General features: G+C 69.4%; 29 protein-coding genes and 1 tRNA gene. 14 read left to right on the top strand and 16 right to left on the bottom strand.

The window, feature by feature from the left end; all coding sequences use genetic code 11:
• The first annotated feature begins 5 nt into the window (after positions 1–5).
• The 4 genes from AC3WRV_RS03050 (at position 6) to AC3WRV_RS03035 (ending at position 3,710) form a co-directional block, all read left to right on the top strand.
• Complete coding sequence (locus AC3WRV_RS03050) at positions 6–935, top strand: LysR family transcriptional regulator (protein WP_492312094.1); 930 nt, start codon at positions 6–8, stop codon at positions 933–935.
• Positions 936–1,146: 211 nt separating this feature from the next.
• Positions 1,147–1,929 carry an alpha/beta hydrolase gene (locus tag AC3WRV_RS03045; RefSeq protein WP_492312093.1) on the top strand — a complete coding sequence of 261 codons (783 nt, stop codon included), beginning with the start codon at positions 1,147–1,149 and terminating at the stop codon, positions 1,927–1,929.
• A gap of 125 nt (positions 1,930–2,054) precedes the next feature.
• Positions 2,055–2,876 carry an alpha/beta fold hydrolase gene (locus AC3WRV_RS03040; RefSeq protein WP_492312092.1) on the top strand — a complete coding sequence of 274 codons (822 nt, stop codon included), beginning with the start codon at positions 2,055–2,057 and terminating at the stop codon, positions 2,874–2,876.
• Positions 2,877–2,903: 27 nt separating this feature from the next.
• Positions 2,904–3,710 (top strand): alpha/beta hydrolase, encoded by an 807-nt coding sequence (locus tag AC3WRV_RS03035; protein ID WP_492312091.1) that lies wholly within the window; start codon positions 2,904–2,906, stop codon positions 3,708–3,710.
• On the opposite strand, the gene AC3WRV_RS03030 is transcribed toward AC3WRV_RS03035, so the two are convergent.
• From AC3WRV_RS03030 to cpdR, 6 genes are all read right to left on the bottom strand, one after another.
• A complete protein-coding gene (locus AC3WRV_RS03030) occupies positions 3,694–4,152 on the bottom strand; it encodes a hypothetical protein (RefSeq protein ID WP_492312090.1) in 459 nt (152 codons plus the stop codon). The genes AC3WRV_RS03035 and AC3WRV_RS03030 overlap by 17 nt on opposite strands.
• A gap of 71 nt (positions 4,153–4,223) precedes the next feature.
• On the bottom strand, positions 4,224–5,042 hold the full coding sequence (locus tag AC3WRV_RS03025) for a DUF3313 family protein (protein WP_291835568.1): 819 nt from the start codon (positions 5,040–5,042) through the stop codon (positions 4,224–4,226).
• A gap of 49 nt (positions 5,043–5,091) precedes the next feature.
• Positions 5,092–5,793 carry a response regulator transcription factor gene (locus AC3WRV_RS03020; protein ID WP_291835571.1) on the bottom strand — a complete coding sequence of 234 codons (702 nt, stop codon included), beginning with the start codon at positions 5,791–5,793 and terminating at the stop codon, positions 5,092–5,094.
• The gene (locus AC3WRV_RS03015) at positions 5,790–6,896 is read right to left on the bottom strand and encodes an ATP-binding protein (protein ID WP_492312089.1); all 1,107 of its coding nucleotides are present in this window, start codon (positions 6,894–6,896) and stop codon (positions 5,790–5,792) included. The genes AC3WRV_RS03020 and AC3WRV_RS03015 overlap by 4 nt, the downstream gene beginning before the upstream one ends.
• Before the next feature lie 208 nt (positions 6,897–7,104).
• Positions 7,105–7,179 (bottom strand) — tRNA-Val (locus AC3WRV_RS03010).
• A 96-nt stretch (positions 7,180–7,275) separates the two neighbouring features.
• Positions 7,276–7,632, bottom strand: a complete 357-nt coding sequence (gene cpdR, locus AC3WRV_RS03005; protein ID WP_291835577.1) for a cell cycle two-component system response regulator CpdR — start codon at positions 7,630–7,632, stop codon at positions 7,276–7,278.
• Positions 7,633–7,778: 146 nt separating this feature from the next.
• Between cpdR and AC3WRV_RS03000 the strand changes: the two genes are divergently transcribed.
• Positions 7,779–8,645 carry an N-formylglutamate amidohydrolase gene (locus AC3WRV_RS03000; RefSeq protein WP_492312088.1) on the top strand — a complete coding sequence of 289 codons (867 nt, stop codon included), beginning with the start codon at positions 7,779–7,781 and terminating at the stop codon, positions 8,643–8,645.
• Between the two features lie 252 nt (positions 8,646–8,897).
• Here AC3WRV_RS03000 and AC3WRV_RS02995 read toward each other — a convergent pair whose 3' ends face one another.
• Positions 8,898–9,581, bottom strand: a complete 684-nt coding sequence (locus AC3WRV_RS02995) for a DUF599 domain-containing protein (RefSeq protein WP_492312087.1) — start codon at positions 9,579–9,581, stop codon at positions 8,898–8,900.
• A gap of 166 nt (positions 9,582–9,747) precedes the next feature.
• On the opposite strand from AC3WRV_RS02995, the gene ppa reads away from it, so the two are divergent.
• On the top strand, positions 9,748–10,305 hold the full coding sequence (ppa, locus tag AC3WRV_RS02990; protein ID WP_291835585.1) for an inorganic diphosphatase: 558 nt from the start codon (positions 9,748–9,750) through the stop codon (positions 10,303–10,305).
• Between the two features lie 63 nt (positions 10,306–10,368).
• Here ppa and AC3WRV_RS02985 read toward each other — a convergent pair whose 3' ends face one another.
• Positions 10,369–10,974, bottom strand: coding sequence for a hypothetical protein (locus tag AC3WRV_RS02985; RefSeq protein ID WP_492312086.1), 606 nt, complete (start codon positions 10,972–10,974; stop codon positions 10,369–10,371).
• 102 nt (positions 10,975–11,076) lie between these two features.
• Here AC3WRV_RS02985 and cobT point away from each other — a divergent pair, with 102 nt between their 5' ends.
• Both cobT and AC3WRV_RS02975 read left to right on the top strand, forming a co-directional pair.
• Complete coding sequence (cobT, locus tag AC3WRV_RS02980; RefSeq protein ID WP_492312085.1) at positions 11,077–12,951, top strand: cobaltochelatase subunit CobT; 1,875 nt, start codon at positions 11,077–11,079, stop codon at positions 12,949–12,951.
• Positions 12,948–13,937 (top strand): esterase-like activity of phytase family protein, encoded by a 990-nt coding sequence (locus AC3WRV_RS02975; RefSeq protein ID WP_492312084.1) that lies wholly within the window; start codon positions 12,948–12,950, stop codon positions 13,935–13,937. The genes cobT and AC3WRV_RS02975 overlap by 4 nt, the downstream gene beginning before the upstream one ends.
• Before the next feature lie 54 nt (positions 13,938–13,991).
• Here AC3WRV_RS02975 and AC3WRV_RS02970 read toward each other — a convergent pair whose 3' ends face one another.
• The 4 genes from AC3WRV_RS02970 to AC3WRV_RS02955 all read right to left on the bottom strand — a co-directional run bounded on the left by AC3WRV_RS02970 (position 13,992) and on the right by AC3WRV_RS02955 (position 16,231).
• Entirely contained in the window at positions 13,992–14,294 is a 303-nt protein-coding gene (locus AC3WRV_RS02970) for a hypothetical protein (RefSeq protein ID WP_291837992.1), read from the bottom strand.
• A gap of 77 nt (positions 14,295–14,371) precedes the next feature.
• Entirely contained in the window at positions 14,372–14,953 is a 582-nt protein-coding gene (locus AC3WRV_RS02965; RefSeq protein WP_492312716.1) for a demethoxyubiquinone hydroxylase family protein, read from the bottom strand.
• A 4-nt stretch (positions 14,954–14,957) separates the two neighbouring features.
• On the bottom strand, positions 14,958–15,491 hold the full coding sequence (locus tag AC3WRV_RS02960; protein ID WP_291837998.1) for a disulfide bond formation protein B: 534 nt from the start codon (positions 15,489–15,491) through the stop codon (positions 14,958–14,960).
• A 161-nt stretch (positions 15,492–15,652) separates the two neighbouring features.
• Positions 15,653–16,231, bottom strand: a complete 579-nt coding sequence (locus tag AC3WRV_RS02955) for a YqaA family protein (protein ID WP_492312083.1) — start codon at positions 16,229–16,231, stop codon at positions 15,653–15,655.
• Between the two features lie 144 nt (positions 16,232–16,375).
• Here AC3WRV_RS02955 and AC3WRV_RS02950 point away from each other — a divergent pair, with 144 nt between their 5' ends.
• Both AC3WRV_RS02950 and AC3WRV_RS02945 read left to right on the top strand, forming a co-directional pair.
• Complete coding sequence (locus AC3WRV_RS02950) at positions 16,376–16,816, top strand: VOC family protein (protein WP_291838004.1); 441 nt, start codon at positions 16,376–16,378, stop codon at positions 16,814–16,816.
• On the top strand, positions 16,813–17,430 hold the full coding sequence (locus AC3WRV_RS02945; protein ID WP_291838007.1) for a DUF6655 family protein: 618 nt from the start codon (positions 16,813–16,815) through the stop codon (positions 17,428–17,430). Before AC3WRV_RS02950 ends, AC3WRV_RS02945 begins: the two co-directional genes overlap by 4 nt.
• Here the strand turns inward: AC3WRV_RS02945 and AC3WRV_RS02940 are convergent.
• Both AC3WRV_RS02940 and AC3WRV_RS02935 read right to left on the bottom strand, forming a co-directional pair.
• Positions 17,427–17,651 (bottom strand): hypothetical protein, encoded by a 225-nt coding sequence (locus tag AC3WRV_RS02940; RefSeq protein WP_492312082.1) that lies wholly within the window; start codon positions 17,649–17,651, stop codon positions 17,427–17,429. The genes AC3WRV_RS02945 and AC3WRV_RS02940 overlap by 4 nt on opposite strands.
• Before the next feature lie 550 nt (positions 17,652–18,201).
• Positions 18,202–18,660, bottom strand: coding sequence for a hypothetical protein (locus AC3WRV_RS02935; RefSeq protein WP_492312081.1), 459 nt, complete (start codon positions 18,658–18,660; stop codon positions 18,202–18,204).
• 88 nt (positions 18,661–18,748) lie between these two features.
• Between AC3WRV_RS02935 and AC3WRV_RS02930 the strand changes: the two genes are divergently transcribed.
• Entirely contained in the window at positions 18,749–19,060 is a 312-nt protein-coding gene (locus AC3WRV_RS02930; RefSeq protein ID WP_291838015.1) for a metalloregulator ArsR/SmtB family transcription factor, read from the top strand.
• Positions 19,061–19,131: 71 nt separating this feature from the next.
• On the top strand, positions 19,132–20,985 hold the full coding sequence (locus tag AC3WRV_RS02925) for a DUF885 domain-containing protein (RefSeq protein WP_492312080.1): 1,854 nt from the start codon (positions 19,132–19,134) through the stop codon (positions 20,983–20,985).
• Between the two features lie 4 nt (positions 20,986–20,989).
• Here AC3WRV_RS02925 and AC3WRV_RS02920 read toward each other — a convergent pair whose 3' ends face one another.
• Positions 20,990–21,229, bottom strand: coding sequence for a zinc-finger domain-containing protein (locus AC3WRV_RS02920; RefSeq protein WP_291838021.1), 240 nt, complete (start codon positions 21,227–21,229; stop codon positions 20,990–20,992).
• A gap of 100 nt (positions 21,230–21,329) precedes the next feature.
• Here AC3WRV_RS02920 and AC3WRV_RS02915 point away from each other — a divergent pair, with 100 nt between their 5' ends.
• The gene (locus tag AC3WRV_RS02915; RefSeq protein ID WP_492312079.1) at positions 21,330–22,304 is read left to right on the top strand and encodes an ABC transporter ATP-binding protein; all 975 of its coding nucleotides are present in this window, start codon (positions 21,330–21,332) and stop codon (positions 22,302–22,304) included.
• 2 nt (positions 22,305–22,306) lie between these two features.
• On the opposite strand, the gene AC3WRV_RS02910 is transcribed toward AC3WRV_RS02915, so the two are convergent.
• Positions 22,307–22,711 (bottom strand): Tat pathway signal protein, encoded by a 405-nt coding sequence (locus AC3WRV_RS02910; RefSeq protein ID WP_492312078.1) that lies wholly within the window; start codon positions 22,709–22,711, stop codon positions 22,307–22,309.
• Between the two features lie 58 nt (positions 22,712–22,769).
• Here AC3WRV_RS02910 and AC3WRV_RS02905 point away from each other — a divergent pair, with 58 nt between their 5' ends.
• Positions 22,770–23,414: an alpha-ketoglutarate-dependent dioxygenase AlkB gene (locus tag AC3WRV_RS02905; protein ID WP_492312077.1), complete on the top strand. Its 645-nt coding sequence runs from the start codon at positions 22,770–22,772 to the stop codon at positions 23,412–23,414.
• Positions 23,415–23,438 lie beyond the last annotated feature (24 nt).

The following is a 23,438-nucleotide window of genomic DNA, read 5'->3' as shown; positions in this document are numbered from 1 at the left end:
CGCGCATGTCGAAACTACCGGACCTGGAGGCGCTGGCCATCTTCTCGAAGGTGGCGGAGACCCAGTCCTTCTCGCGCGCGGCGGAGGCCCTGGCCCTGTCCAAGGCGACGGTGTCCAAGGCGGTCAGCCGGCTGGAGCTCAGGCTGGGCACGACCCTGCTGCATCGGACCTCGCGCCGGTTCTCCCTGACCGATGCGGGACGGACGCTGGCGGCGCGCGCGGGCCAGATGCTGAGCGAGGCCGAGGCGGCGGAAGGCGAGATGCTGGACCAGGCGGTGAGGCCGCGCGGTCTGGTGCGGCTGGCGGCGCCGATGTCGTTCGGCATGGCCTATGTGGCGCCCGCCCTGCCCGAATTCCTGGCGACCCATCCAGACGTGTCGGTGGACCTGCACCTGTCGGACGAGGTCATCGACCTGGTCGGCGGCGGCTTCGACTGCGCGCTGAGGATCGCGGCGCTGGCGGACTCGTCGATGATGGCGCGGCGGTTGCGGCCGATCCAGCGCTATCTGGTCGCGTCGCCCGATTATCTGGCCCAGCGGGGGCGGCCCGCGCATCCATCCGACCTCGTGCGCCACGCCTGCCTCGGCTACGCCTACCTGCCCAACGCCGAGCTGTGGCGGTTCGTGAACAAGGCGGGCGAGGAGACGGCGGTGCGGCCGCACGGGCCGTTCCGCGCCAACAACGCCGACGCCCTGACCTATGCCCTGTGCGCCGGGCTGGGCGTCGCACCGCAGCCGGACTTCATCTACTGGCGCGATGTGGCCGCCGGGAAGCTGGAGACGGTGATGACCGACTGGAGCCTGCCGCCCATCGCCCTGCATCTGGTCGCCCCCGGCGGCGGCCCGCGACCGGCGCGGGTGACGGCGCTGATGACCTACCTGGCGGCTAAATTCTCGGGTCCGCTGTGGCCGGGCGATACGGTCGGCAAGCGCTGATAACGCCGCGACATCGGAGTTGATCCCGGTGTTATCTTCCCTCCCGGTCCAATCCGTGGCTCAATGGCCAAGCTGTCAGTTGATCAGCGCGTTCGCCGCTTCCGATCCCGGTGAACCCGTCCTCCAAGCGTCCGCGTTGCGCCGCCTCCCTGCGGCGAGAGACCCGTCTGACCGCGCGGCGGCGTCGTCGCGCCCGATCATGAGGCTGACCATGACCAAGACCATTATGCTGATCCACGGCGCCTGGCTGAACTCGGCCAGCTGGGCCGGCTTCAAGGCCCGCTATGAGGCCAAGGGCTATACCGTCGTGGCCCCCGACTGGCCCTATGACGACCGCACCCCGGCCGAGTTGCGCGACTACCCGAACAAGGCGCTGGCCAAGATCGGGCAGGTCGACCTGTTCGACCACTATGAGCGGCTGATCCGGGCCCTGCCCGAGACGCCGATCCTCATCGGCCACTCCATGGGCGGCGTCTGCGTGCAGCATCTGCTGGACCGGGGCCTCGGCGTGGCGGGGGTGGCCATCAATCCGGCCCCGACGCCGGGCGTCCCGCTGGGACCGCACGCCATCGTCTCGGCCCTGCCGGTGCTGCTGGACCTGTTCAGCTGGAAGAAGTCCAAGACCATGTCGCGGAAATTCTTCGCCGAGCGGTTCGCCCAGACCGCGCCGCGCGACCAGGTCACGGCGCTGTACGACGCCTACATCGTGCCGACGCCGGGCAAGGTCTACTGGGACGGGGTCACCGGCGCCTCGGGCAAGATCCATTGGAAGAACCCCAAGCGCGCGCCGCTGCTGCTGATCGCCGGCGAGATCGACCTGATCGCGGACGCCGGCATGGTGCGCAACATCTACAAGAAGCAGACCCAGGCCCCGACCCGCACCGACTACAAGGAATACGCGGGCCGCTCGCACTGGAACTGCATGGACGAGGGCTGGGAAGCCGTCGCCGACTACGCGCTCGACTGGGCCGTGGAACACCAGATCCAACGCTGAACCGAGACTACTTCCTGGAAAGATTGAGTTTCGATCGTTTCCATTTTCGCCGGATCGATCCCGAGCGATGATCCGTTCGTCAACCACCGACGGCGGCACCCGCCGAACCTTCAGGAGAGACTTCGATGGCCTTCATCACCGCGAACGACGGCGCCCAGATCTTCTACAAGGACTGGGGCAAGGGTCAGCCCGTCCTGTTCAGCCACGGCTGGCCGCTGAGCAGCGACGCCTGGGACGGCCAGATGCAGTTCCTGGGCTCGAACGGCTATCGGGTCATCGCCCATGACCGCCGCAGCCATGGCCGTTCGGACCAGACCTGGGACGGCAACCACATGGACCAGTACGCCGACGACCTGCACGCCCTGATCGAGAAACTGGACCTGAAGGACATCGTCCTGATCGGCCACTCGACCGGCGGCGGCGAGATCACCCACTACGTCGGCCGCCACGGCTCCAGCCGGGTCGCCAAGATCGTGCTGATCGGGGCGGTGCCGCCGCTGATGCTCAAGACCGAGGCCAATCCGGGCGGCCTGCCGATCGAGGTCTTCGACGGCATCCGCAAGGGGACCTATGACGACCGCAGCCAGTTCTTCAAAGATCTGACCCTGCCCTTCTACGGCTACAACCGACCCGGCGCGAAAATCTCGGAAGGGGTGCGCGAGAGCTTCTGGCTGCAGGGCATGATGGGCGGCATCAAGGGCCAGCTGGACTGCATCCACGAGTTCTCGGAGGTCGACTACACCCCCGACCTTCAGAAGTTCGACAAGCCGACCCTGATCATCCACGGCAGCGACGACCAGATCGTCCCGATCGACGCCGCGGGCCGCAAGTCGCACGAGATCGTCAAGGGCTCGATCCTGAAAGTCTATGAGGGCAGCCCGCACGGCCTGGCCACCACGGAGCAGGACCGCCTGAACGCCGACCTGCTGGAATTCATCCGCAGCTAGACCTCGCCTCTCCGAAAGGAGTCCGTCATGGCCGACACCGACAAGACGGTCGTCCTGATCCACGGCCTGTGGGTGACGACGGACTCCTGGGGAGAGTTTCGAACCGCATGGGAAGAAGCCGGCTGGACCGTGCTGACCCCCACCTGGGACGTGCTGAAGGGGCGTTCGGCGGCATCGCTGAACGCCTCTCCGCCCGCCGAACTGGGCGGGCTGACGGTCGGAAAGATCGTCGACGGGCTGCAGACCTTCATCGAGGCCCTGCCGACCCCGCCCCTGCTGGTCGGCCATTCCTTCGGCGGGCTGTTCACCCAGATGCTGCTGGACCGGGGCGCGGGGCGGGCGGGGATCGCGATCAATCCCGCGCCCATCGGCGGGATCGTTCCCGGCTGGTGGACCCTGACCGCCGCCCTGCCGCCCATCCTGCGCTGGAACGGCTGGAACCGGCCCTATGCCATGAGCCGCAGGCGCTGGGCCGAACGCTTCGCCAACGCCGCCCCGGCGGAGCTGCAGAACCGATCGTACGACGCCTATGTGATCCCCACGCCGGGGCGGGTCTTCTACCAGGCCGCCTTCTGGCTGGGTACGCGCGTCGATCCGCGCCGACGGACGCAGCCGCTGCTGATCACCTCGGGCGACCGCGACCGGCTGGTGACGCCGTATCTGTCGCGCGCCGCCTGGCGCCTGCAGTCGCGGTCCGCCGCGCCGACGGACTTCCACCGCTTCCCCGGTCGCTCCCACCTGCTGCTGGCCGAGCCCGGCTGGGACGAGGTGGCGAAGGTCTGCATCGACTGGGCCGAGGGCTTAAGCCCGCGCCGGCCTACTCGGGCGCAGTGACGCAGACCGCGCCGTCCGTCACCGCGATGCCCGCGCCCTGCGGCGCCCAACCCAGCGGGGTCAGTTCATCCGCGCCGAAACAGGCCTGTCCGGTGCGCTGACTGAAGCCGGTCATGGCCCGCACCAGCGGTTCGGCGCCCGGCCGTTGCTCGACGATGAGCGCCAGCCGGTAAGGCCGGATCCAGGGCGACCCCATCTCGACCCGCGCCGCGAAATCGGTCTCGACGGCGGGCCCGGCCAGCGTCCGCGCGCCGGTGTAACGCCCGAGGAACAGCGAGGTGCAGTTGGGCCGGTCGCACAGCGGTTGCGGATCGGTTTCCGACACCGTGGTGGCGACGACCAGGCTGAGGCGTTCGGGCACGGGCGGCGGCAGGGCCGCGGGCGGCGAATAGGCCGGCACGGTGAGCGTCTGCACCGCCAGAAGACTCACGATCCAGTGCATTTGCGCCTCCCTGTCCACATCCGATGAGCGGCGAACCTCTCACAGCTGTCGAGCGACGGCCAGAGGACAGGTCAGCGGGGGGCGGGAGCGGGCTCCGTCGGCGCGGCGGCGGCGGGGCGGGCGCGGTCCAGCTCCGGCACGTAGAGGCCCGTCGCCATGCCGACCAGACCGCCGGCCACCATGCCGCCGGCGTTAAAGCGGGGACCGAAGCCCTCGCACGGATCGGGCTTGGCGATGTCGCGCGGCTTGCGGTCCGGGGGCGAGAAGGCGTCGCCCACCGCATCGCCGAGGGGTTCGGCGAACTGCAGCGCGTCGCCGACCCGGGACAGCGACGGATCATCCATTCCCACCGCCGTCGCGTTGCGGGCCCAGAGCAGGGCCGCCACCTGCCGGCCCGATCCGGGCGCCAGAAGCTCGGTCTCGACCGCCAGGCCGCCGGTCGAACCGGGCACGCGCACGCCGAGCGGGCCGGGGATGAAGTAGTTGACCGCGGCCGAGGCCGCCGAGCCCGCCGTTCCGGTCGGATCGATCCGGGTCACGCCGGCGCGGATGCGGGCCGCGTCGGGAGCCGCCTCGGACAGGACGGTGAAGCGCTCGCTGACCTCGTAGCAGATCTGCCGGTCGATCTCGCGCAGGACGGCCTGTTGCTCGCCCTCCTTCAAGTGGGGCGCCGCGTCGCCGACCAGCAGGCTGGGCTCAATGAAGACCCGCTCGAGGGTCGCCGCCTCGGCGTCGTCGCGGCGCTGGCGGATCGAGGCGCGGATGGTGCCCGACTTGCGCTCCAGCCCTTCGTAGCTGGTCAGGAAGCCGGCGTGGGGCTCGGGCGCCGTCTGGCAGGCGGCCACGGCCAGCAGGCCCGTCGCGGTCAGGGCGTTCAGGTATCGAACCATGGGGGTCGTCCTTCGATGTGGGGGGAGGGAGGCGTCCGGGGAGGAAACGTCAGGAAACAGGAGGCGGCATGGGGGAAGGCTGAGTCTCGATCGCCATGTAGCCGAGGCCGCGGATGGCCCGGATCGACATGCCGGCGTTCAGTTCGGCCAGCTTGCGCCGGACCCGATGGACGTGAACCTGGATGGAATTCTCGGTGTAGTCCTGGTCGTACGAATAGAGGCTCTCGCCCAGCTGTTCGCGGGTGATGATCCGGTCCGGCGTGCGAAGGAAGCGCTCCAGCACAATGCCCTCCCCGCGCGAGAGCTGGGCGACCTGGTCGTCGACGGCGACCTCGCGGGCGCCGGTGTCGAACCGGACGTTGCCGTAGCGCAGCACCGGGTCGAGCATCGAGGCCGGGCGGCGGGCGAGGGCGCGCAACCGGGCGATCAGCTCCTCCAGGGCGAAGGGTTTGACCAGATAGTCGTCCGCGCCGGCGTTCAGCCCCTCGACCCGGCGGTCGATGTCGCCCAGCGCCGTCAGCAGCAGCACCGGACAGACACGTCCGGCGGCGCGCGCGCGGGCCAGCAGGTCCAGACCGCTGTCCTCGCCCAGCATGATGTCAAGGACGACCACGTCGTAGTCCGCCGTCCGCCAGGCATGCCAGCCGTCCTCGAACCGGTCGGCCAAGTCGACCGAGAAGCCAGCCCGGGTCAGCGACCGGGCGGTCGATTCCCCCAGCAGCCGGTTATCCTCGACAAGCAGAACCTTCATGCCGCGACCTTTGCCGGACCAGTCTTGCGCCAAGCTTTCGCGCAGAAGGATCGCCAGCGCGATCCCAGGTCGGTGCGCGTCTCGGCAGGACGGACCTCGGCTTCCGGACGGTCGCCCGCGCTGGAGAAATCCAGTTCGAAACAGGCGCCGCGCGCCGTGCGGATCAACCGGGCCCGCCCCTCATGCAACGCCATGACCCGGGCGACGATGGACAGGCCCAGGCCCGCGCCGCCGCTGGTCGAATCCGCCTTGCTGAACCGGTCGAACAGCCGGTCGACGAAGGGGGCGGGGACGCCGGGACCGTCGTCGGCGACAACCACCGTCCCCGCGCCGCCGACGGTGACGGTGATGGCGGCGCCGTCGGGCGTGTGCCGGATCGCATTCTCGAGCAGGTTCCGGAGCGCGACCTCGACCATCAGCGGATGGCCGCGCGCCGGCCAGGTCTCGACCACCGACCCGAACTCCAGCTGGCGGCCGCCCGAGACGATGGCGGGGGCCAGGTCGCTGGCCGTCCGGCGCGCGACGGCGACCAGATCGAAGCTCTCGACCGCGCGGGCCTGGCCATGTTCGGTCTCGGCCAGCATGAGCAGTTGCGCGATCAGGCGGGACAGTCGGTCGAACTCGCGGACCGCATCCTCGCGATCCTCCGGTTCGAGCCGGTTCTCGACCTGGGCGCGCAGGGCGGCGAGCGGTGTGCGCAGTTCGTGGGCGGCGTTGGCGGAGAAGTCGCGCTGGGCCCGCCAGCCGCTCTCCAGCCGGTCCAGGGCGCCGTTGAACGCCTCGACCAGCGGAGCGATCTCGGCGGGGGTGACCTTGAGGTCCAGGCGATCCTCGAGCGTGGCGGGACCAATCTGGGCGGCCTGCTCGGACATCCGGCGCAGGGGCTTCAGCCCGAAATGCAGCACAGCGAAGACCACGACGCTGATCAGGGCCAGGTAGAATCCCAGCATCGGCAGGACCTCCCGCGCCTCGGCAAGGATGTAGCCTGTCGTGATCCGCTCGATCGGCGTCATGTCGTCGGGGTCGGGATCGAGACCGAGCACCTCCTGGGCGAAGTAGACGAACAGGGTGACGGTCACGAGGATGGGGAAGATCATCCCCATCAGGGAGCGCCCGCTGCGGCGCGGCGATGCTGGTCCTGCCATGTCCGTCCCCGATGCGCCGGCGCCCCGCCGGATTGCAGCGATAGGGGACGCGCCTTTCATGGAGCTTTCAAGGCGCGGGTCGATCACCGCGGCGAGCGGTCGACGTCAAAGCGATGTCAGGAGGAACCCGCGAGGACGCCGGGCGGCGATGTCGGGGGGGAAGGAATGGTGGACGCGACAGGGATTGAACCTGTGACCCCTACGATGTCAACGTAGTGCTCTCCCGCTGAGCTACGCGTCCGCCTTGACGGCCCTGGGAGCAAGCCCCCCGGGCGGGAAGGCGCGGTCTATAACCCGACGGCCTCGCGGACCGCAAGGGCGAAACCGCCCTGAATCTTCAGGCGGCGACCATCCGCTCCACTTCACCCACCAGATCACGCAGGTGGACGGGCTTGGCCAGGACCTTGGCCTGCGGGCTGGCCTGGGCGGCGGACAGGGCCACGGCGGCAAAGCCGGTGATGAACATGATGCGGATGCCGGGCTGGCGGGCGGCGGCCACGCGGGCCACCTCGATGCCGTCGGCGCCGGGCATGACGATATCGGTCAGCAGCAGGTCCCACGGGCCCTGATCGAGCGCGTCGATGGCGTCGTCGCCGTTCTCGCAGTCGACGACTTCGTGGCCGGCGCGCTCCAGCGCGCGGGTCAGGAAGCCGCGAAGCGAATTGTCGTCTTCAGCCAGAAGGATGCGCGCCATGGTGTTTCGTCGTCCGCCCCGGATCGTCTTGGACCCTGAAGCTAGGCCCGCACTGGTAAACCCGCCATGAAAAACGCCGTAAGGGCGAGCCGCAGGGATGCGGCCCGTCTGTGGATGAAGCCGCGAAACAGGCTATGCGGTTTGCGATGACGACGGTGAATGCAGGCGAGACGCGGGAGGAGCAGGCGGCGGTGACGGTCGTGCGTCCGGCCGCGCCCGGACGGCTGATCTTCGCCTCGCCCCACTCGGGCGCCGTGTATCCCGGCGACCTGAACGCCGACCCGGCCCTGTCCGAAGCCAGCCTGCGCAGCGCCGAGGACGCCCTGGTCGACCGGTTGATCGCGCCCGGCCCGGCCCACGGCGCGACCCTGGTGCTGGCGCGGCTGGGCCGCGCCTATGTGGACCTGAACCGGGACCCGGCGGATCTGGACCCGCAACTGATCGAAGGGCTGGAGCATCCAGCCTCGCCCCGGTCGTCGGCGGGGTACGGCGTCCTTCCCCGGCTGACCGGCGACGGCCGCCCCCTGTATGCGCGGCGCCTGACGCTGGAAGAGGCCAGAGCGCGGCTGGAAACCGTCCACGCGCCCTGGCACGCGGCCCTCGCCGCCGAAATGCATGCGGCGCGCGACCGGTTCGGCGAGGCGGTGCTGATCGACTGGCACTCCATGCCCGAGCGGGCCACCCGCGCGCCCGGCGGGCCGCGGGGTCCGGACGTCGTGCTGGGCGATCGGCACGGCTCGTCCTGTTCGGCGGAGCTGACGCGGCGGCTGCGGACGGCGTTCGAGGCGCTGGGCTGGCGGGTGGCGCTGAACCACCCCTACGCCGGCGGTTGGACCACCCAGAGCTGGGGCCGGCCCGACGAGGGCTTCCACGCCGTCCAGGTCGAGCTGAACCGCGCGCTGTATTTCGACGAGATGGAGCGCCGTCCCGGGATCGGCTGGTCGCGCACGGAGAAGGGCGTGGCGCGGGTCATCGCCGCCGTGGCGGGCGGCCAGACGGGCCTCGGGACATAAAAAAAGCCGCGCCCGAGGGCGCGGCATATAAAGTCTATAGGGAGGAAACGCCCAGGAAGGGCATGACGCCTCGCGGCGTCGAAAACCAAGCTAGTGTGCAGTGCACAAATGGTCAAGCGGGTATTTCGCGCCTGCGGTAACGCCGTGTAACGGCACACTTCTGTCGTATTTCCGCAAGGTAACCGTTTTCAGGGGAGAAAATCGCCCCGAGCACAACGCGACTGCGAACGAGCATGGCCGTATCTGGAAAAGTCAGGGTTCGAGCAGCCGGCGCGCGCTGCGGATGGCCCGCGCGGCGGGCGAGCCGGACTGACGCCAGACCAGCAGGCAGAAGGCCGCCGCCACCCCGGCCGCCAGCCATACCGGCCCGAACAGCCAGGCCGCGGCCGCCAGCGCGAAATAATAGCCCCGCACGCCCTGACTGAAGGTGTTCAGCGCCGGGTTCAGCAGGTCGGTGGCCGCCGCGCCCAGGGCCACCCGGTCCGCCTCGGTATGGATTTCCGGCGCGGCGCCGATCAGGGCCAGGGTGTAGTTCATCTGGCGCAGGGCCCAGATGAAATCCAGCAGGCCGCGCACCAGGCAGATGAGCACCAGCGCCAGCTTGGCCTCGAGCACCCGGGTCGGCACGGCCTCGGCGCCGATCGAGGCGAAGCCGTCCAACGCCGTCTGGCCGCCGAACAGAATGCCCGCCACGGCCGCGATCAGCAGCAGGTTGGTCGAGGCGAAAAAACTGGCGGAGTTGATGGAGTGGCCCATCAGCTGGCTATCGACCAGCCGCATCTCGCGGTGGGTCATGGCCGTCATCCAGACCCGGCGCACGACGCCCATGTCGTCGTTCAGCGTGCCGGTGCGATGCGCCAGCAGTTTGAGCAGCGGACCGTAGCCCAGCCAGCACAGGAAGAAGAGGGCGAGCGCCAGGTAGTCCAGGATCGTCATGCGTGTTCCTTGTCGCCCCGCGACACAGTCGCCCGCATCGCCTTCGCGCTCAAGCCACGACTGAGAATACCGCCGGTCTTAACAACGCCTGCGCCTTGCTTCGGGCGCCGTGGAGGCTTATCACCCCGGGCCTTCCGTTCGCAGATGCAACATAGACGAGCCCGTCATGAACCTCGACGCCATTCCCGTCGGCCCGAACCCGCCCTGGGACATCAACGTCGTCATCGAGATCCCGCAGGGCGGCCTGCCGGTGAAGTACGAGATGGACAAGGCCTCGGGCGCGCTGTTCGTCGACCGCTTCCTGCACACGGCCATGTACTATCCGGGCAACTACGGCTTCATCCCGCACACCCTGTCGGATGACGGCGACCCCTGTGACGTGATCGTGCTCAACCCCGCCCCGGTCGTTCCGGGCTGCGTCATCCGCTCGCGCCCGATCGGCGTGCTGAAGATGGTCGATGAAGCCGGCGGCGACGAGAAGATCCTGGCCGTGCCGGTCGACAAGCTGAACCCCTATTACACCGACATCGCCAGCTACCGGCAGCTGCCGGCCATCCTGGTCGAGCAGATCGAGCACTTCTTCACCCGCTACAAGGATCTGGAGAAGGGCAAGTCGGTCACGGTCAAGGGCTGGGGCGACGCCGGCGAGGCCGCCGAGTTGATCGCCGCGGGCATGCGCGCCCACCAGGACAAGCTGAAGGCCAAGGCCGCCAACGCGGCCTGATCCGTCAGACAGAGATCAGAAGGGCCCCGGTGGAGACGCCGGGGCCTTTTTCGTTCCAGGACCTCACCACCAGGCGTCCCAGGTCTCGTCCGTTTCCGCCGCGAAGGTTTCCGCGGGCAGGGCATTGAACTGATCCATGGACTGGGCCGGACCCGCCAGCGGACAATTCAGGCTCCGCACGATGGGCGAGGCGCCGGTCTCGCCGCGCACCACGGTGACGCCCGATATGCGCTTGCCGGGAATATCCGTCAGGCTTCCCGCCTCCATGCTGTGCACGATGTAATGGTAGCCGTTGTTGCTGAAGCGGATGTGTTCCTGGCGCCCGCCGCCGCCGCCGACCACGCCGCCGGTATGGGCGCGCACATGGCCGGGCCGGGAATCGATCTCCAGATCGGTCCGGCGCGCATCGCCGAAGCGGTAGCTGAGCCGGTTGCCGGTGGCGCAGACCGCCACGCGCCGGTCGCCGAAATCGCAGGCGTAGATGACCCGTTCGCTGCGGCGGCAGGCAGGCGCCTCGAAACCGGCTGAACCGCTCTCCAGCGCCTTGTCCGCGCGCTCGGCCGTTTCAGCCAGTTCGGCGCGCGCTTCGCGACTGATCGCCGGCGCCTCAGCCTCGCAACCGACCATGATGAACAGCAGGCCGACGCCTTTCATGATCGCGGTTCTCACGGGCGTACTCCACTTCACAGAAGACCGGACAGAATCGCCCGATCCGGTTGTCAGTTCGATAACGCCCCTTCCCCTCTCCGCCGTCTGCGCTAAGTGTCCCCCATGGCCGCCGCCGAGACCCCTTCCGACCTGTTCAAACGCGCCCTCGCCCACGCCGCGCGGGCCCTGGCTGAGCAATCGGAGCTGGAGGTCGTGTTCGGCTCGGACGGACCCAAGCTGGCCAACGGCGTCCTGACCCTGCCGCATCCGCCGCGCGATCCGGGCGCGCCCGAGAGCGCCGCCCTGCGAGGGCAGGCCGACCGGCTGGCCCTGCGGCTGGCCAATCACGACGAGGGCGTCCACGCCCGCCTGCGCCCCGTCGACAGCCGCGCCGCCGAGGTGTTCGAGGCCGTTGAACAGGCCCGCGTCGAGGCTGTCGGCTCGCAGTCGCTGGCCGGCGTGCGGGCCAATATGAACTCCGCCCTGCTGACCCGGCTGGAGAAGAGCGGCGCCCTGCGCGTGACGGACGCCGAGCGCGTTCCGGTGGCCGAGGCCGTGGCCCTGCTGGTCCGCGAGCGGCTGACCGGCCAGCGCGCGCCCGACGGCGCCGGGGCCCTGCTGGACCTGGTCCGCGCCGAGCTGGAGAACAAGGCGGGCCGCAAGATCGACGCCCTGGCCGAGGTCGCGGGCGACCAGACGGCCTTCGCGGAGCGGCTGCGCGACGTGCTCAAGGCGCTGGACATGGACCCGGGCGACGGGCGCGGCGACGACGTCTCCGACGATCCGGGCCAGGACGAACCCGACCCGCAGGATCCGGACGCCGCCGATCCCGAGGACGAGGAAGAGGATGACGCCGGCGGCGGCGAGGGCCAGTCGATGGACGGCTCCACCGACGACCAGACCGCCAGCGACGAGCGCGACGCCCGTCCAGACGGCTCGCCCGCCGATCCGAACGGAGAGGCCAGCGAGGACGGCCCCGACCTGAACGAAGGCGCCCTGCCCAACCGTCAGCAGACGATGGACGACGGCCGGGCGATCGACGCCTATCGCGTCTTCACCACCGCCTTCGACGAGATCGTCGACGCCGCCGACCTGTGCGATCCTAATGAGCTGGAACGCCTGCGCGGCCTGCTGGACCAGCAGCTGACGGCGCTGAGCTCGGTCGTCGCCCGGCTGGCCAACAAGCTGCAGCGCCGCCTGATGGCGCAGCAGAACCGCAGCTGGCATTTCGATCTGGAAGAGGGGGTTCTGGACACCGCCCGCCTGACCCGGATCATCACCGATCCGACCAGTCCGCTGAGCTTCAAGGCCGAGAGCGAAAGCCCGTTCCGCGACACGGTGGTGACCCTGCTGCTGGACAATTCGGGCTCGATGCGCGGGCGGCCGATCATGGTCGCGGCGGTGTGCGCCGACATCCTGGCGCGGACGCTGGAGCGGTGCGGCGTCAAGGTCGAGATCCTGGGCTTCACCACCCGGGCGTGGAAGGGCGGCCAGAGCCGCGAGGCGTGGATCACCGCGGGCAAGCCGGCGATGCCGGGCCGTCTGAACGACCTGCGCCACATCATCTACAAGTCGGCGGACGCGCCTTGGCGACGGGCCAAGAAGAACCTCGGCCTGATGATGCGCGAGGGCCTGCTGAAAGAGAACATCGACGGCGAGGCCCTGCTGTGGGCCCACGACCGGCTGATGGCCCGGCCCGAGGCGCGGCAAATCCTGATGGTCATTTCGGACGGCTCGCCCGTCGATGATTCGACCCAGTCGGCCAATGCGGCGATGTACCTGGAGAAGCACATCCGCGAGGTCATCGAATTCATCGAGACCCGGTCGCCTGTCGAACTCCTGGCCATCGGAATCGGGCACGACGTCACGCGCTACTACCGCCGCGCCCTGACCATCGTCGATGTCGAGCAACTGGGCGGCGCGATGATCGAGAAGCTGGCCGAACTGTTCGACGCCAGGGCCGAGACTCCCGCCGGCCGCCGGAAGAAGGCCGCATGACGATGCTGCGCCGCCTGCTGCCCGCGCTCGCGGCCGTGACCCTGGCGGCCTGCGCCGGCGCGGTTTCGGTGACGCCGCCGCTTACGCCGATCGCGGGCTGGACGACCGGAGCGGCCTCGACGCGGCCCGTCGGCCTAGGCCTGCCCGGCGGCGCCCGCCTGGCCGAGGGCGTCCGCTTCGCCGGCGGGATCGAACTGGTTCTGGACCCGACCTCTCCCCTGCATAGCCTGTCCGATCTGAAGCTGACCGGCGACGCTCAGGGCAATGGGGGCTTCGTCAGCGTCACCGACGCGGGCGACCTGGTGCGGGGCCGGTTGGTGCTGGACGCCCGGGGGCGGCTGACCGGCGTCTCGGGCCTGCAGCACCGTCGCCTGACCCTGCTGGACGGCGCACCCATCGTGGACAAGGTCGACGGAGACGCCGAGGGCCTGCTGGTCACCGACGGCGGCGACCTGTTCATCAGCTTCGAGCGCAATCACCGCATCTGGGACTACGGCTCCGCTGACGCCCCGCGCCCCATGCCGACGCCCGTGCGTCACCCGGACGTGGCGCTGCCGCTGAACGACGGCATGGAGGGGATCTCGGCCGCCCGTGACGGCGGCTGGCGGGTGACGGCGGAGAACGGCGGCGTCTGGGATTGCCGCCCCGCCGCCTGCCGCGTCGTAACGCCCCCGCCCGCGACGCCGCCGACCGACGGCGACTACCGCACCACCGGTATGGATCGTGATCCGGCGGGTCAGGGCTATGTCATCGTCCAGCGTTCGTACCGGCCCCCGCTGGACGCCCGCGCCCGCATCCGCCGCATGGGCGAGGACGGCGCGCTCGGTCCGGTGCTGGTCGAACTAAAGCTGCCCGGCACGACCGACAATTTCGAAGGGATCGCCGCCGTCGCCCGCGAGGGCGGGATGCGCCTCTACATCCTGTCCGACGACAACAGCAATCCCGCCCAGCGGACGCTGCTGCTGGCGTTCGACGTGGCGGACTAGACCCTCGAGACCGGGGCCCGCGTTGACGCGGTCCCGGCGTCGCCGGCTCCGACCCTATTCGCTCTGGGTTCTACGGTGGTTGTTCTGCGCCCGCCGCAGGGCGTCCTGGCCCGCGGCGGCCTCGGCCCGCATCTGCGCGCGGCTGCGGCAGACCCGGACCTGGACACGGCGACCGGTCACCGCCTCGTGGCGACATACGATCTCTGCGTCGTTGCCCGCGGTCGCGGCGGCGCCGGAGGTCCCGGTCGCCGACGTCTGGGCGCTCGCGGTCTGGGCCGCATCGACCGTTGGCGATGCGGGGACCTGGGGAGCCTGCGCTACGATTGCAAACGCTAGAACGGCCGATGCAAGAACCATGACCAAACGCACCATTGCTGATTGATGACCTTGGGCGCGAGTAGTGCCTGCCCAGGATGATAAATCAACTCAGGGCGTCAGACCCTCTCCGAGACCTTGATGGCCACGCGGCAACCCGCCTTGATCACGGCGCTGAGCAGCTCATAGGCCGGGGCCTCGCGGCTGCCGTGTTCGACGGCGTGGTCGTGGTGGGCCAGTTCTTCCTCGCGGAATTTCGTCAGCTCGGCCGCCAGCGCGGGATCGCGGTCCCGGATCTCGGCGATCTGGTCGGCGTAGTGTTCCTCGATCACGCTCTCGACCGCCTCTGTGCAGGCGTGGGCCGCCTTCTCGCCGATCAGGGCGGTGCCGGCGCCCAGCGCCAGGGCGGCTAGGCGCCAGACCGGGGTCATCACGGTGGGGCGCACGTTCTCGGCCTTGAGCAGGGCCTGGAAGCGCTCCAGATGGACCTGCTCCTGGCCGCGCATCTCCGCCATGTCGGCGGTGATGGCTTCCTTGCCGGCGCGGCCCGCGAAGACGGCGTGCTGGGCGCGGTAGATGTGGACGGCGGCGTATTCGCCCGCGTGGTCGACGCGCAGAATCTCATCCCGGCGGCGCTTGCTGGCGCCGCGGCCGGGGCGGGGCAGGGGGATGCGGCGGTCGCCCTCGGGGGAGCCGGTCATCGGATCAGGATCGCGGGGCGCGGGCATCCTTGGGCCTCTTGGCGGCGAGAAGGCTGAACCCGGCCAATGCGGCGGAGATCAGCGCGTTCCATCCTGCCATGCTGAGGCCGAGGAAGGTCCACGTCACGGCGTCGCACATGGCCACCCGGGGCGCCGGACCCGTGCCCAGCGCCAGGGCGGTCATGCTTTCCAGATCGACCGAACCGCCGGCGGCGCAGGTCGCGGGCAGGGCCCACCACTTCAGCTCGCCGCCCATGTGGAAGACGGCGGTGATGGTTCCGGTCGCGAAGATCACGGCCAGCAGGAAGGCGGCGATGCGCGGCGTGCCGCGGCTGCCGCGGCTGACCAGATGCCAGACGGTGGCGAGCAGGGCGACGACGACGGCGCCCCAGTAGACCTCGCGCGCCTTGAGGCAGAGGTTGCAGGGCGAGATGTCCCAGATCGTCTCCGACAGGTGGGCGAAGCCCAGCAGCGCCAGCGACGCCACGAGCGCGAATGCGGTCCACCACCGCGTCAGGAGTCGATACAGGCCTCTCATCAGACGACGTTCATAGCGAGGCTTGAGCCATCCGTCGATTGGGCGGGTTTAGACCATTTTCGCTTCAGGTCGGATCGACCTGAATCCAGAAAATGGTCCGGCATCAAACTGGAGCGAAATCTGAGCCGAGCCGGACTGCGTCCAGCTCGGCCGATTTCGCTCTAGAAGAGGAACTTCACCGCCACGAAGGCGCCGACCAGCACGGCAAGACCGATGAAGGTCCACATCGCCAGCCGCTTCTCGACCACCGCCAGCACCGCCGGCCCCCAGGTCTTCAGCACGAAGGCCACCGCGAAGAAGCGGGCGCCGCGCGTGATCACGCACAGCGCGAGGAACAGCGCCAGATTGAACTGGAAGATACCCGACGCGATGGTAATCAGCTTGAACGGGATGGGGGTCAGCCCCTTGATGAGGATCACCCAGGCGCCGTGCTCCTGGAACAGGGCCTTGGAGGTCTCGAAGGTGTCCGCCTTGCCGAGGAAGGCCAGGATCGCCAGGCCGACGGGTTCGAGAAAATAGCCGATCGCATAGCCGAGGAGGGCGCCGAGCACCGAGGCGATCGTACAGACGGCGGCGTAGAAATACGCCCGTTCCGGCCGCGCCAGCACCATCGGCGCCAGCATGACGTCCGGCGGAATGGGGAAGAAGGAGCTTTCGGCGAAGGACACCACGGCCAGCGCCTTGGTGGCGTGCTTGCTGCGGGCCTGTGCAAAAACCCAGTCGTAAAGCTTGCGGAGCATCGATCCTCCGGCGAAAGGCCGAGCCTCCGCGTCTAGCAGGGCGCGCGGTCCGACGCATCCGCCGAAACGCAGCTTGAGTCGCGGTCGCGGCGATCCGCCGCTATAAGGCCGCCTCCGCCCACCTCCCCCTCGGATCGGAAGACCATGCGCTACCTGCACACCATGGTCCGCGTGACGGACCTCGACGCCTCCCTGCGCTTCTGGTGCGACCTGCTGGGCCTGCACGAAATGCGCCGGATGGAGAACGAAGCCGGGCGCTTCACCCTGATCTTCCTCGCCGCCCCCGCGGACCTGTCGCGCTCCGAGGCCGAGCGCTCGCCGGAGGTCGAACTGACCTATAACTGGGATCCGGAAACCTATTCCGGCGGGCGGAATTTCGGCCATCTGGCCTACAAGGTCGACGACATCTACGCCGCCTGCCGACGCCTGATGGACGGCGGGGTGGTCATCAATCGGCCCCCGCGTGACGGCAACATGGCCTTCGTCCGGTCGCCGGACGGCATCTCCATCGAACTTCTCCAGGAGGGCGCGCCCCTGCCCCCCGCCGAACCCTGGGCCTCGATGCCCAACACCGGGAGCTGGTGATCTTGAAAGCTTTCGCGCTTCTGCCCCTGGCCTTGCTGGGCCTCGCGGCCTGCGCCTCGACCTCGGAGACCTACCCGTCGCGCACCGCGACGGAGCAGCTTCTGATCTCGCGCGCCGCCGACCGCGCGGTCGAGGGCCTGACCCTGCCGATTCCGGCCGGTTCGCGCGTGTTCGTGGACGACACCTATTTCCGCGCCGAGAACAGCCCCTACGCCGTCAGCGCGGTGCGCAACGCCCTGTCGGACGCCGGCTACGCCCTGGCCCCGTCCCGGGCCGAGGCCGACGCGGTGTTCGAACTGCGCGCCGGGGCCCTGTCGCTGGAACAGATGCGCCGCGTCTTCGGCCTGCCGGACATGCGGGTGCCGATCAACGAGAGCTTCAACGTGGTCTCGATCCCCGAGCTGTCGGTCTACAGCCGCCGCGACCGGATCGGCGTCGCCGAGTTCTCGGGCTTCCTTTACGAGCCCAAGACCGGCGCCCCGCTGGGCGCCGTCTTGCCGATGACCGGGCAGTTCCGCATCCGCAGCCACAAGCTGCTGATGATCGTGGCCTGGGGCCAGCAGACCGTCGATCCCGGCGAACGCGACCCGGGCGACAGCTGGCGGCAGTTCTAGGGTTTCGCCGGAACCAGCACCTTGCGGACGCCCATCGTCTCCGGCGTGCGCACATCCCACGCCAGTCCAAGCCGCTCGAGCAGCCGGATGAAACGGTAGCCCCAGTCGCTCTGGCCGGGGTACAGGCCGATCCGCGCCGAGCCCGGGAAGGCGTGGTGGTTGTTATGCCAGGCCTCGCCCATGGTCGGGATCGCCGCCCATGGCACGTCATGCGCCTGCACCCCGCGCCCTCGACCAGCCAGCTTTGCGGCCCGCGCCGATGGGCCAGATGGCCGACGAACCAGTGGCCTGAGACCGAAGCCGCCACCCGCGCGCAGACGCCCCAGACCACGAAGCCCCAGCCGCCCATCAGATAGAGCCCGGCGGCGATGGGGACCTGTTGCAGCATCCAGTCGTGGCAGTCCGCCTGCCGCTGGGCCCAGTCGCGCAGGTCGTGGGTGCGGATCATCCAGAACGGCCCGCTCATGCCCACGGCGGTCCCAACCCAGACCAGGACATGCTCGAGCCATAGCGGGCATTTGAAGCTGCCGTGGATCAGCCGCCGGTGGAAGCCGACCGAATGGCCCAGCAGCAGGCCGGCGCCGGTCGTGATCGCGAACACCGCCGCCGCGCCCGGACTGACCGTCAGCGGCCCCAGCACCAGCGCGCCCGCCAGCATGCCGCCGTTCCAGGTCGAATGGATCGGATCCCAGACGACCCGGCCCTCGACGGGCGAGCAGCTGGGCGTTTCGACCAAGCTGTTGACCGCGCAGGGGTCAGAGTGGTCGCCGCTCACCGAACCTGACCGTCGTCATAGGCTAAGCGCCATGCCGTGAACCCGGCGGCGGCGCCCCCGACCGCAGCCGGGAGAGCGCTCAGAAGGACAATCCCCACGGCGTTCGGGTCCACAGTGAAGCTCAGCCCTGTGGCGAACGCCCACAAGGTGAACGGGGTCGCGACGGCCGCGACGCCGCCCCCGACGACGACGGCCGTCAGGCGATCCCGTCGCCGCGCCCAGTGCAGAACCGCCCATACCGGTCCCCCCACCAGAAACAGGCCGCCGACCCAGAACGGCAGCGTCGCCATGCCGATCATGAGGCCGAGGCCCAGTCCGCCCAAACCTGCGAACAGCCCTACGGCGCCGAGCAAGACCGAGGCCGCGGCGCACCCGGTGATGCTCGCGGCCAGCAGCGCTATGACCCCCAGCCCCCCTTGGGCCAGCCCTCGCCTGATCTTGTCCGTCCGCATCATGGTCAGCTCATTTAGTATTTAAGCCATTACCTAACTGCCGAATGATCCCTCTGGCAAGTGGTTCGCAAATCGCTTAAATGTCGCAGCCATGCAGCGCGTGTTCGAAGCCCTCTCCTCCCAGATCCGGCGCAAGATCCTGGCCTACCTCGCCCACACCGACCTGACGGCGGGCGAGATCGCCGCGCGGTTCGAGATCTCCAAGCCCGCGGTCAGCCAGCACCTGACCGTGCTGGAGAACGCCGGGCTGGTGACCAGCGAGAAGCGCGGCCAGTACGTCCACTACAGCCTGGTCCCCGACCATCTGGCCAACACCCTGAACAGCTATGCGCAAGAGGTTTGTCCGGTCTCCAAGCCCCTGAAGGCCGAGAGCGCGGACATCGCCAAGACGCGCAAGCCCTGACGCCGCCGTACCTTGCGTCCCTCCGCCGGACCGTCGAAGGTCCCGGCCGTCATGTTTCCGGGAGGGTTTCCATGCGTCGTCTTCTGATCACCACCGCCTGCGCCGTCGCCGTTCTGGCCGGGGCGCCCGCCGTCGCCATGGCCCAGACCGCCGCCCCGACCGCGGACATGTCGATCCAGACCGAGGACGCGCGGCTGGCGGCCTTCTTCGAACAGGCGTGGCAGGAGCGGATCGCCCTGTCGCCGCAGCAGATGACCTCGCTGGGGATCAAGACGGACTACGACAAGCTGGACGACGTCACCGACGCCGCGGCGGACCGGTCGCTGGCCCTGGCCGAGAGCCAGCTGGCCCGGATGAAGAGCGGATTCGATCCGGCGACCGTGAACGCAGACAGCCGGATGTCGATGCGGTTGTTCGAATACGGGGTGGCGCAGGCGCGCCTGTCGAACCGCTGGCGCGACTGGGGCTATCAGTTCGCCGCCAACGGCAATCCGACCACGGGGCTGCCGGTCTTCCTGATCAACAACCACCGCGTCTCCAGCGTGTCGGACGCCGAGGCCTATGTCTCGCGCCTGCGCGCTTCCGAGCAGGTGATGGGCGAGATCGCCGATGAACTGCGGGATCGGGCGTCGAAGGGAATCATCTCGCCGAATTTCGTGTTCGAGCCCTCGATCGCCAACACCCGCAACATCATCACCGGCGCGCCGTTCGACGGCGGGGCCGACAATCCGGTCTGGGCCGATTTCCAGCGCAAGGTCGGCGCCCTGGATACGGACCAGGCGACCAAGGACCGCCTGCTGGGCGAGGGCCGCGCGGCCCTGACCGGCGAATGGAAGCGCGGCTATGAGACGGTGCTGACGGCGCTGGCCGAGGTCCAGCAGCAGGCCGCCGTCATGCCCGACCGCGACGGCGGCGTCTGGCGGCTGCCGGACGGCGAAGCCTACTACAACGCCCGCCTGCAGCTCTCGACCACCACCGACCTGACCGCCGACCAGATCCACCAGATCGGCCTGGGCGAAGTGGCGCGCCTGCAGGGCGAAATGCAGACGATCATGACCCGTGTCGGCTTCACCGGCACGCTGCAGGAGTTCTTCACCCTGCTGAAGACCGATCCGCGCTTCCAGTATCCGAACACGCCGGAGGGCAAGGAGCAGTATCTGACCGACGCCCGCGCCTTCATCGCCCAGGTGATGGAGGCCGCGCCGCGCTGGTTCAGCGACCTGCCCGAGGCGGCGCTGGAGGTTCGCGCGGTCGAGGCGTGGCGCGAGGCCACCGCCTCCATCGCCTTCTACAACGCCCCGGCGCCCGACGGCTCGCGCCCCGGCATCTACTACGTCAACCTGTCGGACATGACCCAGGTGCTGAAACCCCAGATCGAGGGCATCAGCTATCATGAGGGCGCGCCGGGGCATCACTTCCAGATCGCCTACGCGCAGGAGATGCAGGGCCTGCCGTCGTTCCGCCGCTTCGGCGGCTACGGCGCCTATGCCGAGGGCTGGGGCCTGTACGCGGAGCAGCTGGGCAAGGAGATGGGCTTCTATCAGGACCCCTATTCCGACTTCGGCCGCCTCTCGACCGAGCTGTGGCGCGCGGTGCGTCTGGTCACCGACACCGGCCTGCACGCCAAGCGCTGGAGCCGCGAGCAGGCGATGGACTATTTCCGCCAGAACTCCCTGCTGAGCGAGCGTGATATCCAGAAGGAGGTCGAGCGCTACATCACCAGCCCCGGCCAGGCGACCAGCTACAAGATCGGCGAGTTGAAGATCATGGAGCTGCGCGCGCGGGCCCGCGCGGCGCTGGGCGAACGCTTCGACATCCGCGACTTCCACGCGGTCGTGCTGGGCTCGGGCTCGGTGCCGCTGGACGTGCTGGAGGTTCAGGTCGACGCCTGGATCGCGGCGGGCGGCGGCGCGCCCGCCTCGTAAGGGGTCAGTGCGCCTCGGGCGGGCGAGCGGCCGGGCTGTGGTACTCGCTTTCGGCCTTCTTCTTTTTGCCGAGCACGAAGCGGCGGTCGCAATAGCCGCACTCGACGTGATCGTCCTCGCCCATGTCCATGTAGACGAGCGGGTGGCCGAGGGCGCCGCCGCCACCGTCGCAGGCGACGCGCTTGGACGTCACCACGATCTCTTCCGGCGGCGGGATGATCACGGTGGTGGGTCGCGAGGACATTCGGACGGCTCTGACTTGGCGATTGGTGCGAGGGTGCATAGGTATGCGCGCGCGCTCCATACCGTCAAACGGAGCCGCTCGAAACACCCGAAAGCGCCGAATGACCGAGACCGACACCCTGCCCGTCAACGCCATCGAGGTGCGGGGGCTGGAAAAGACCTATGCGGGCAACAAGAAGTCGCCGCCCAAGACCGCCCTGCGCGGGGTCGATCTGGTCATCCCGCGCGGCTCGATGTTCGGCCTGCTGGGCCCGAACGGCGCGGGCAAATCGACCCTGATCAACATCCTGGCCGGGATCGTAAACAAGACCGGCGGCACAGCCTCGATCTGGGGCCGCGACATCGACAAGCAGCCGCGCGACGCCCGCGCCGCCCTGGGCGTCGTGCCGCAGGAGATCGTCGCCGACGTCTTCTTCACCCCCAGGGAGGCGCTGGAGGTTCAGGCCGGCTTCTACGGCGTGCCGGCCAATGAGCGCCGCTCGGACGAGCTGCTGGCCGCGTTGGGCCTGTCGGACAAGGCCAACGCCTACGTCCGCGCGCTCAGCGGCGGCATGAAGCGCCGCCTGATGGTGGCCAAGGCGCTGGTGCACAATCCGCCGATCCTGATCCTCGACGAGCCGACCGCCGGGGTCGATGTCGAGCTGCGCCGCCAGCTTTGGGAATACGTCCGCAAGATCAACGCCGAGGGCGTGACCATCCTGCTGACCACCCACTATCTGGAGGAGGCGCAGGAGCTCTGCGACACCATCGCCATCATGAACCGGGGCGAGGTGGTGGCCTGCGAACCGACGCCGCAACTGTTGCGCCGCCTCGACACCCGCAACGTCGTCGTGACTCCCGAGGGAGAGCTGACCGCCCTGCCGACGGTCAAGGGCTTCGATGTCGTGCCGCGTCCGAACGGCGCCTTCGCCATCAGCTACAAGAAGGGCCAGTCGTCGGTGGAGCAGGTCCTGGCCGCCGTCCGCGCCGCAGGGGTGACCATCGCCGACATCTCGACCGAGGACCCCGACCTGGAAGATGTCTTCCTGGCGCTGACCTACGGCGATGCGAGCCAGGTGAGTCCGACCAAGGACTGAGGCTAGACCACCATCACCGTGCCGATCAGCAGGCGCGCGCCGGCGCGGCCCATGACGGTGTTGGTGGCGGTCTGGAGCTGGGCGACCAGCCGTTCGATGTCGGGCGGAGCGCCCGGCAGCAGGACCGCGGCGCTCTGCTGCACCACCTGGGCGTAGGCGGCGCGCAGGCGCGGGGCCGACTGCGCCACGCGGGCGCGCAGGGCCGCGTCCGGCGTATCCACCCCGATCTCGACCGTCATGACGCCCAGGCTTCCGCCGGGGCGGCGCACATTGCCCGTCACCGTCGGCAGGCCGAGATAGCTGGCCTGCGACGAACTTCCACCCCCGCCCGACGAGGCGGCGGCGGCGGGCGTGGCGGCGGCAGCGGTGGCGATGGCCGCGAGGCCGAGAATAGCGCGACGTTCCATGCGCTCTCCATAGCGGACACCGCTTAACATTCCCCTGAGCCCGGCCTACCTCGGAGTCATGAGCCCGCGCGAGATCGACACCGGACTGGACGGCTTCCGCTGGTGGCCCGGGGGGCTGGACGCCAAGGCGCAGGCCGCCCTGCTGACCGAGGTGATGGCGGCGGTGGACGACAGCCCCTTCTATCGGCCGGTCACACCGGGCGGACGGCCCTTCTCGGTGCGGATGACCAACCTGGGGCCGCTGGGCTGGGTGTCGGACCGGGACGGCTATCGCTACCAGGCGACCCATCCGGAGACCGGCGCGCCGTGGCCGCCGATCCCGCAAGCCCTGCTCGATCTGTGGCGCGACCTGACCGGCTGGCCCGAGCCGCCCGACGCCTGCCTCGTCAATCTGTATCAGGACGGCGCGAAGATGGGCCTGCATCAGGATCGGGACGAGGCCGATCTGGAAGCGCCGGTGCTGTCCGTTTCGCTGGGCGACACGGCGATCTTCCGCGTCGGCCCCGCCGGCGGCGGACCGACCAGGTCCGTCCGACTCTCCTCAGGCGACGTCTGCGCCCTGACCGGGCCCGCCCGGCTGGCGCGGCACGGGATCGACCGGTTGCTGCCCGGCTCGTCGAGCCTGATTCCGGGCGGCGGGCGCATCAATCTGACCCTGCGCCGGGCAGGCCCCGTCGGGGGGCCGTCTTCACGGCAATCGTGACTCGACGCTGGCGGGCGCCGCCGC

This window comes from Brevundimonas sp. EU05-FHT14B11, assembly GCF_058790835.1.
This window is presented reverse-complemented; position numbering and strand designations above follow the sequence as displayed.

Excerpts from the sequence above, each read along its gene's own strand:
- AC3WRV_RS03050 (WP_492312094.1), top strand. The coding sequence starts at position 6 with ATGTCGAAACTACCGGACCTGGAGGCGCTGGCCATCTTCTCGAAGGTG.
- AC3WRV_RS03045 (WP_492312093.1), top strand. The coding sequence starts at position 1,147 with ATGACCAAGACCATTATGCTGATCCACGGCGCCTGGCTGAACTCGGCC.
- AC3WRV_RS03040 (WP_492312092.1), top strand. The coding sequence starts at position 2,055 with ATGGCCTTCATCACCGCGAACGACGGCGCCCAGATCTTCTACAAGGAC.
- AC3WRV_RS03035 (WP_492312091.1), top strand. The coding sequence starts at position 2,904 with ATGGCCGACACCGACAAGACGGTCGTCCTGATCCACGGCCTGTGGGTG.
- AC3WRV_RS03030 (WP_492312090.1), bottom strand. The coding sequence starts at position 4,152 with ATGCACTGGATCGTGAGTCTTCTGGCGGTGCAGACGCTCACCGTGCCG.
- AC3WRV_RS03025 (WP_291835568.1), bottom strand. The coding sequence starts at position 5,042 with ATGGTTCGATACCTGAACGCCCTGACCGCGACGGGCCTGCTGGCCGTG.
- AC3WRV_RS03020 (WP_291835571.1), bottom strand. The coding sequence starts at position 5,793 with ATGAAGGTTCTGCTTGTCGAGGATAACCGGCTGCTGGGGGAATCGACC.
- AC3WRV_RS03015 (WP_492312089.1), bottom strand. The coding sequence starts at position 6,896 with ATGGGGATGATCTTCCCCATCCTCGTGACCGTCACCCTGTTCGTCTAC.
- cpdR (WP_291835577.1), bottom strand. The coding sequence starts at position 7,632 with ATGGCGCGCATCCTTCTGGCTGAAGACGACAATTCGCTTCGCGGCTTC.
- AC3WRV_RS03000 (WP_492312088.1), top strand. The coding sequence starts at position 7,779 with ATGACGACGGTGAATGCAGGCGAGACGCGGGAGGAGCAGGCGGCGGTG.
- AC3WRV_RS02995 (WP_492312087.1), bottom strand. The coding sequence starts at position 9,581 with ATGACGATCCTGGACTACCTGGCGCTCGCCCTCTTCTTCCTGTGCTGG.
- ppa (WP_291835585.1), top strand. The coding sequence starts at position 9,748 with ATGAACCTCGACGCCATTCCCGTCGGCCCGAACCCGCCCTGGGACATC.
- cobT (WP_492312085.1), top strand. The coding sequence starts at position 11,077 with ATGGCCGCCGCCGAGACCCCTTCCGACCTGTTCAAACGCGCCCTCGCC.
- AC3WRV_RS02975 (WP_492312084.1), top strand. The coding sequence starts at position 12,948 with ATGACGATGCTGCGCCGCCTGCTGCCCGCGCTCGCGGCCGTGACCCTG.
- AC3WRV_RS02970 (WP_291837992.1), bottom strand. The coding sequence starts at position 14,294 with ATGGTTCTTGCATCGGCCGTTCTAGCGTTTGCAATCGTAGCGCAGGCT.
- AC3WRV_RS02965 (WP_492312716.1), bottom strand. The coding sequence starts at position 14,953 with ATGACCGGCTCCCCCGAGGGCGACCGCCGCATCCCCCTGCCCCGCCCC.
- AC3WRV_RS02960 (WP_291837998.1), bottom strand. The coding sequence starts at position 15,491 with ATGAGAGGCCTGTATCGACTCCTGACGCGGTGGTGGACCGCATTCGCG.
- AC3WRV_RS02955 (WP_492312083.1), bottom strand. The coding sequence starts at position 16,231 with ATGCTCCGCAAGCTTTACGACTGGGTTTTTGCACAGGCCCGCAGCAAG.
- AC3WRV_RS02950 (WP_291838004.1), top strand. The coding sequence starts at position 16,376 with ATGCGCTACCTGCACACCATGGTCCGCGTGACGGACCTCGACGCCTCC.
- AC3WRV_RS02935 (WP_492312081.1), bottom strand. The coding sequence starts at position 18,660 with ATGATGCGGACGGACAAGATCAGGCGAGGGCTGGCCCAAGGGGGGCTG.
- AC3WRV_RS02930 (WP_291838015.1), top strand. The coding sequence starts at position 18,749 with ATGCAGCGCGTGTTCGAAGCCCTCTCCTCCCAGATCCGGCGCAAGATC.
- AC3WRV_RS02925 (WP_492312080.1), top strand. The coding sequence starts at position 19,132 with ATGCGTCGTCTTCTGATCACCACCGCCTGCGCCGTCGCCGTTCTGGCC.
- AC3WRV_RS02920 (WP_291838021.1), bottom strand. The coding sequence starts at position 21,229 with ATGTCCTCGCGACCCACCACCGTGATCATCCCGCCGCCGGAAGAGATC.
- AC3WRV_RS02915 (WP_492312079.1), top strand. The coding sequence starts at position 21,330 with ATGACCGAGACCGACACCCTGCCCGTCAACGCCATCGAGGTGCGGGGG.
- AC3WRV_RS02910 (WP_492312078.1), bottom strand. The coding sequence starts at position 22,711 with ATGGAACGTCGCGCTATTCTCGGCCTCGCGGCCATCGCCACCGCTGCC.
- AC3WRV_RS02905 (WP_492312077.1), top strand. The coding sequence starts at position 22,770 with ATGAGCCCGCGCGAGATCGACACCGGACTGGACGGCTTCCGCTGGTGG.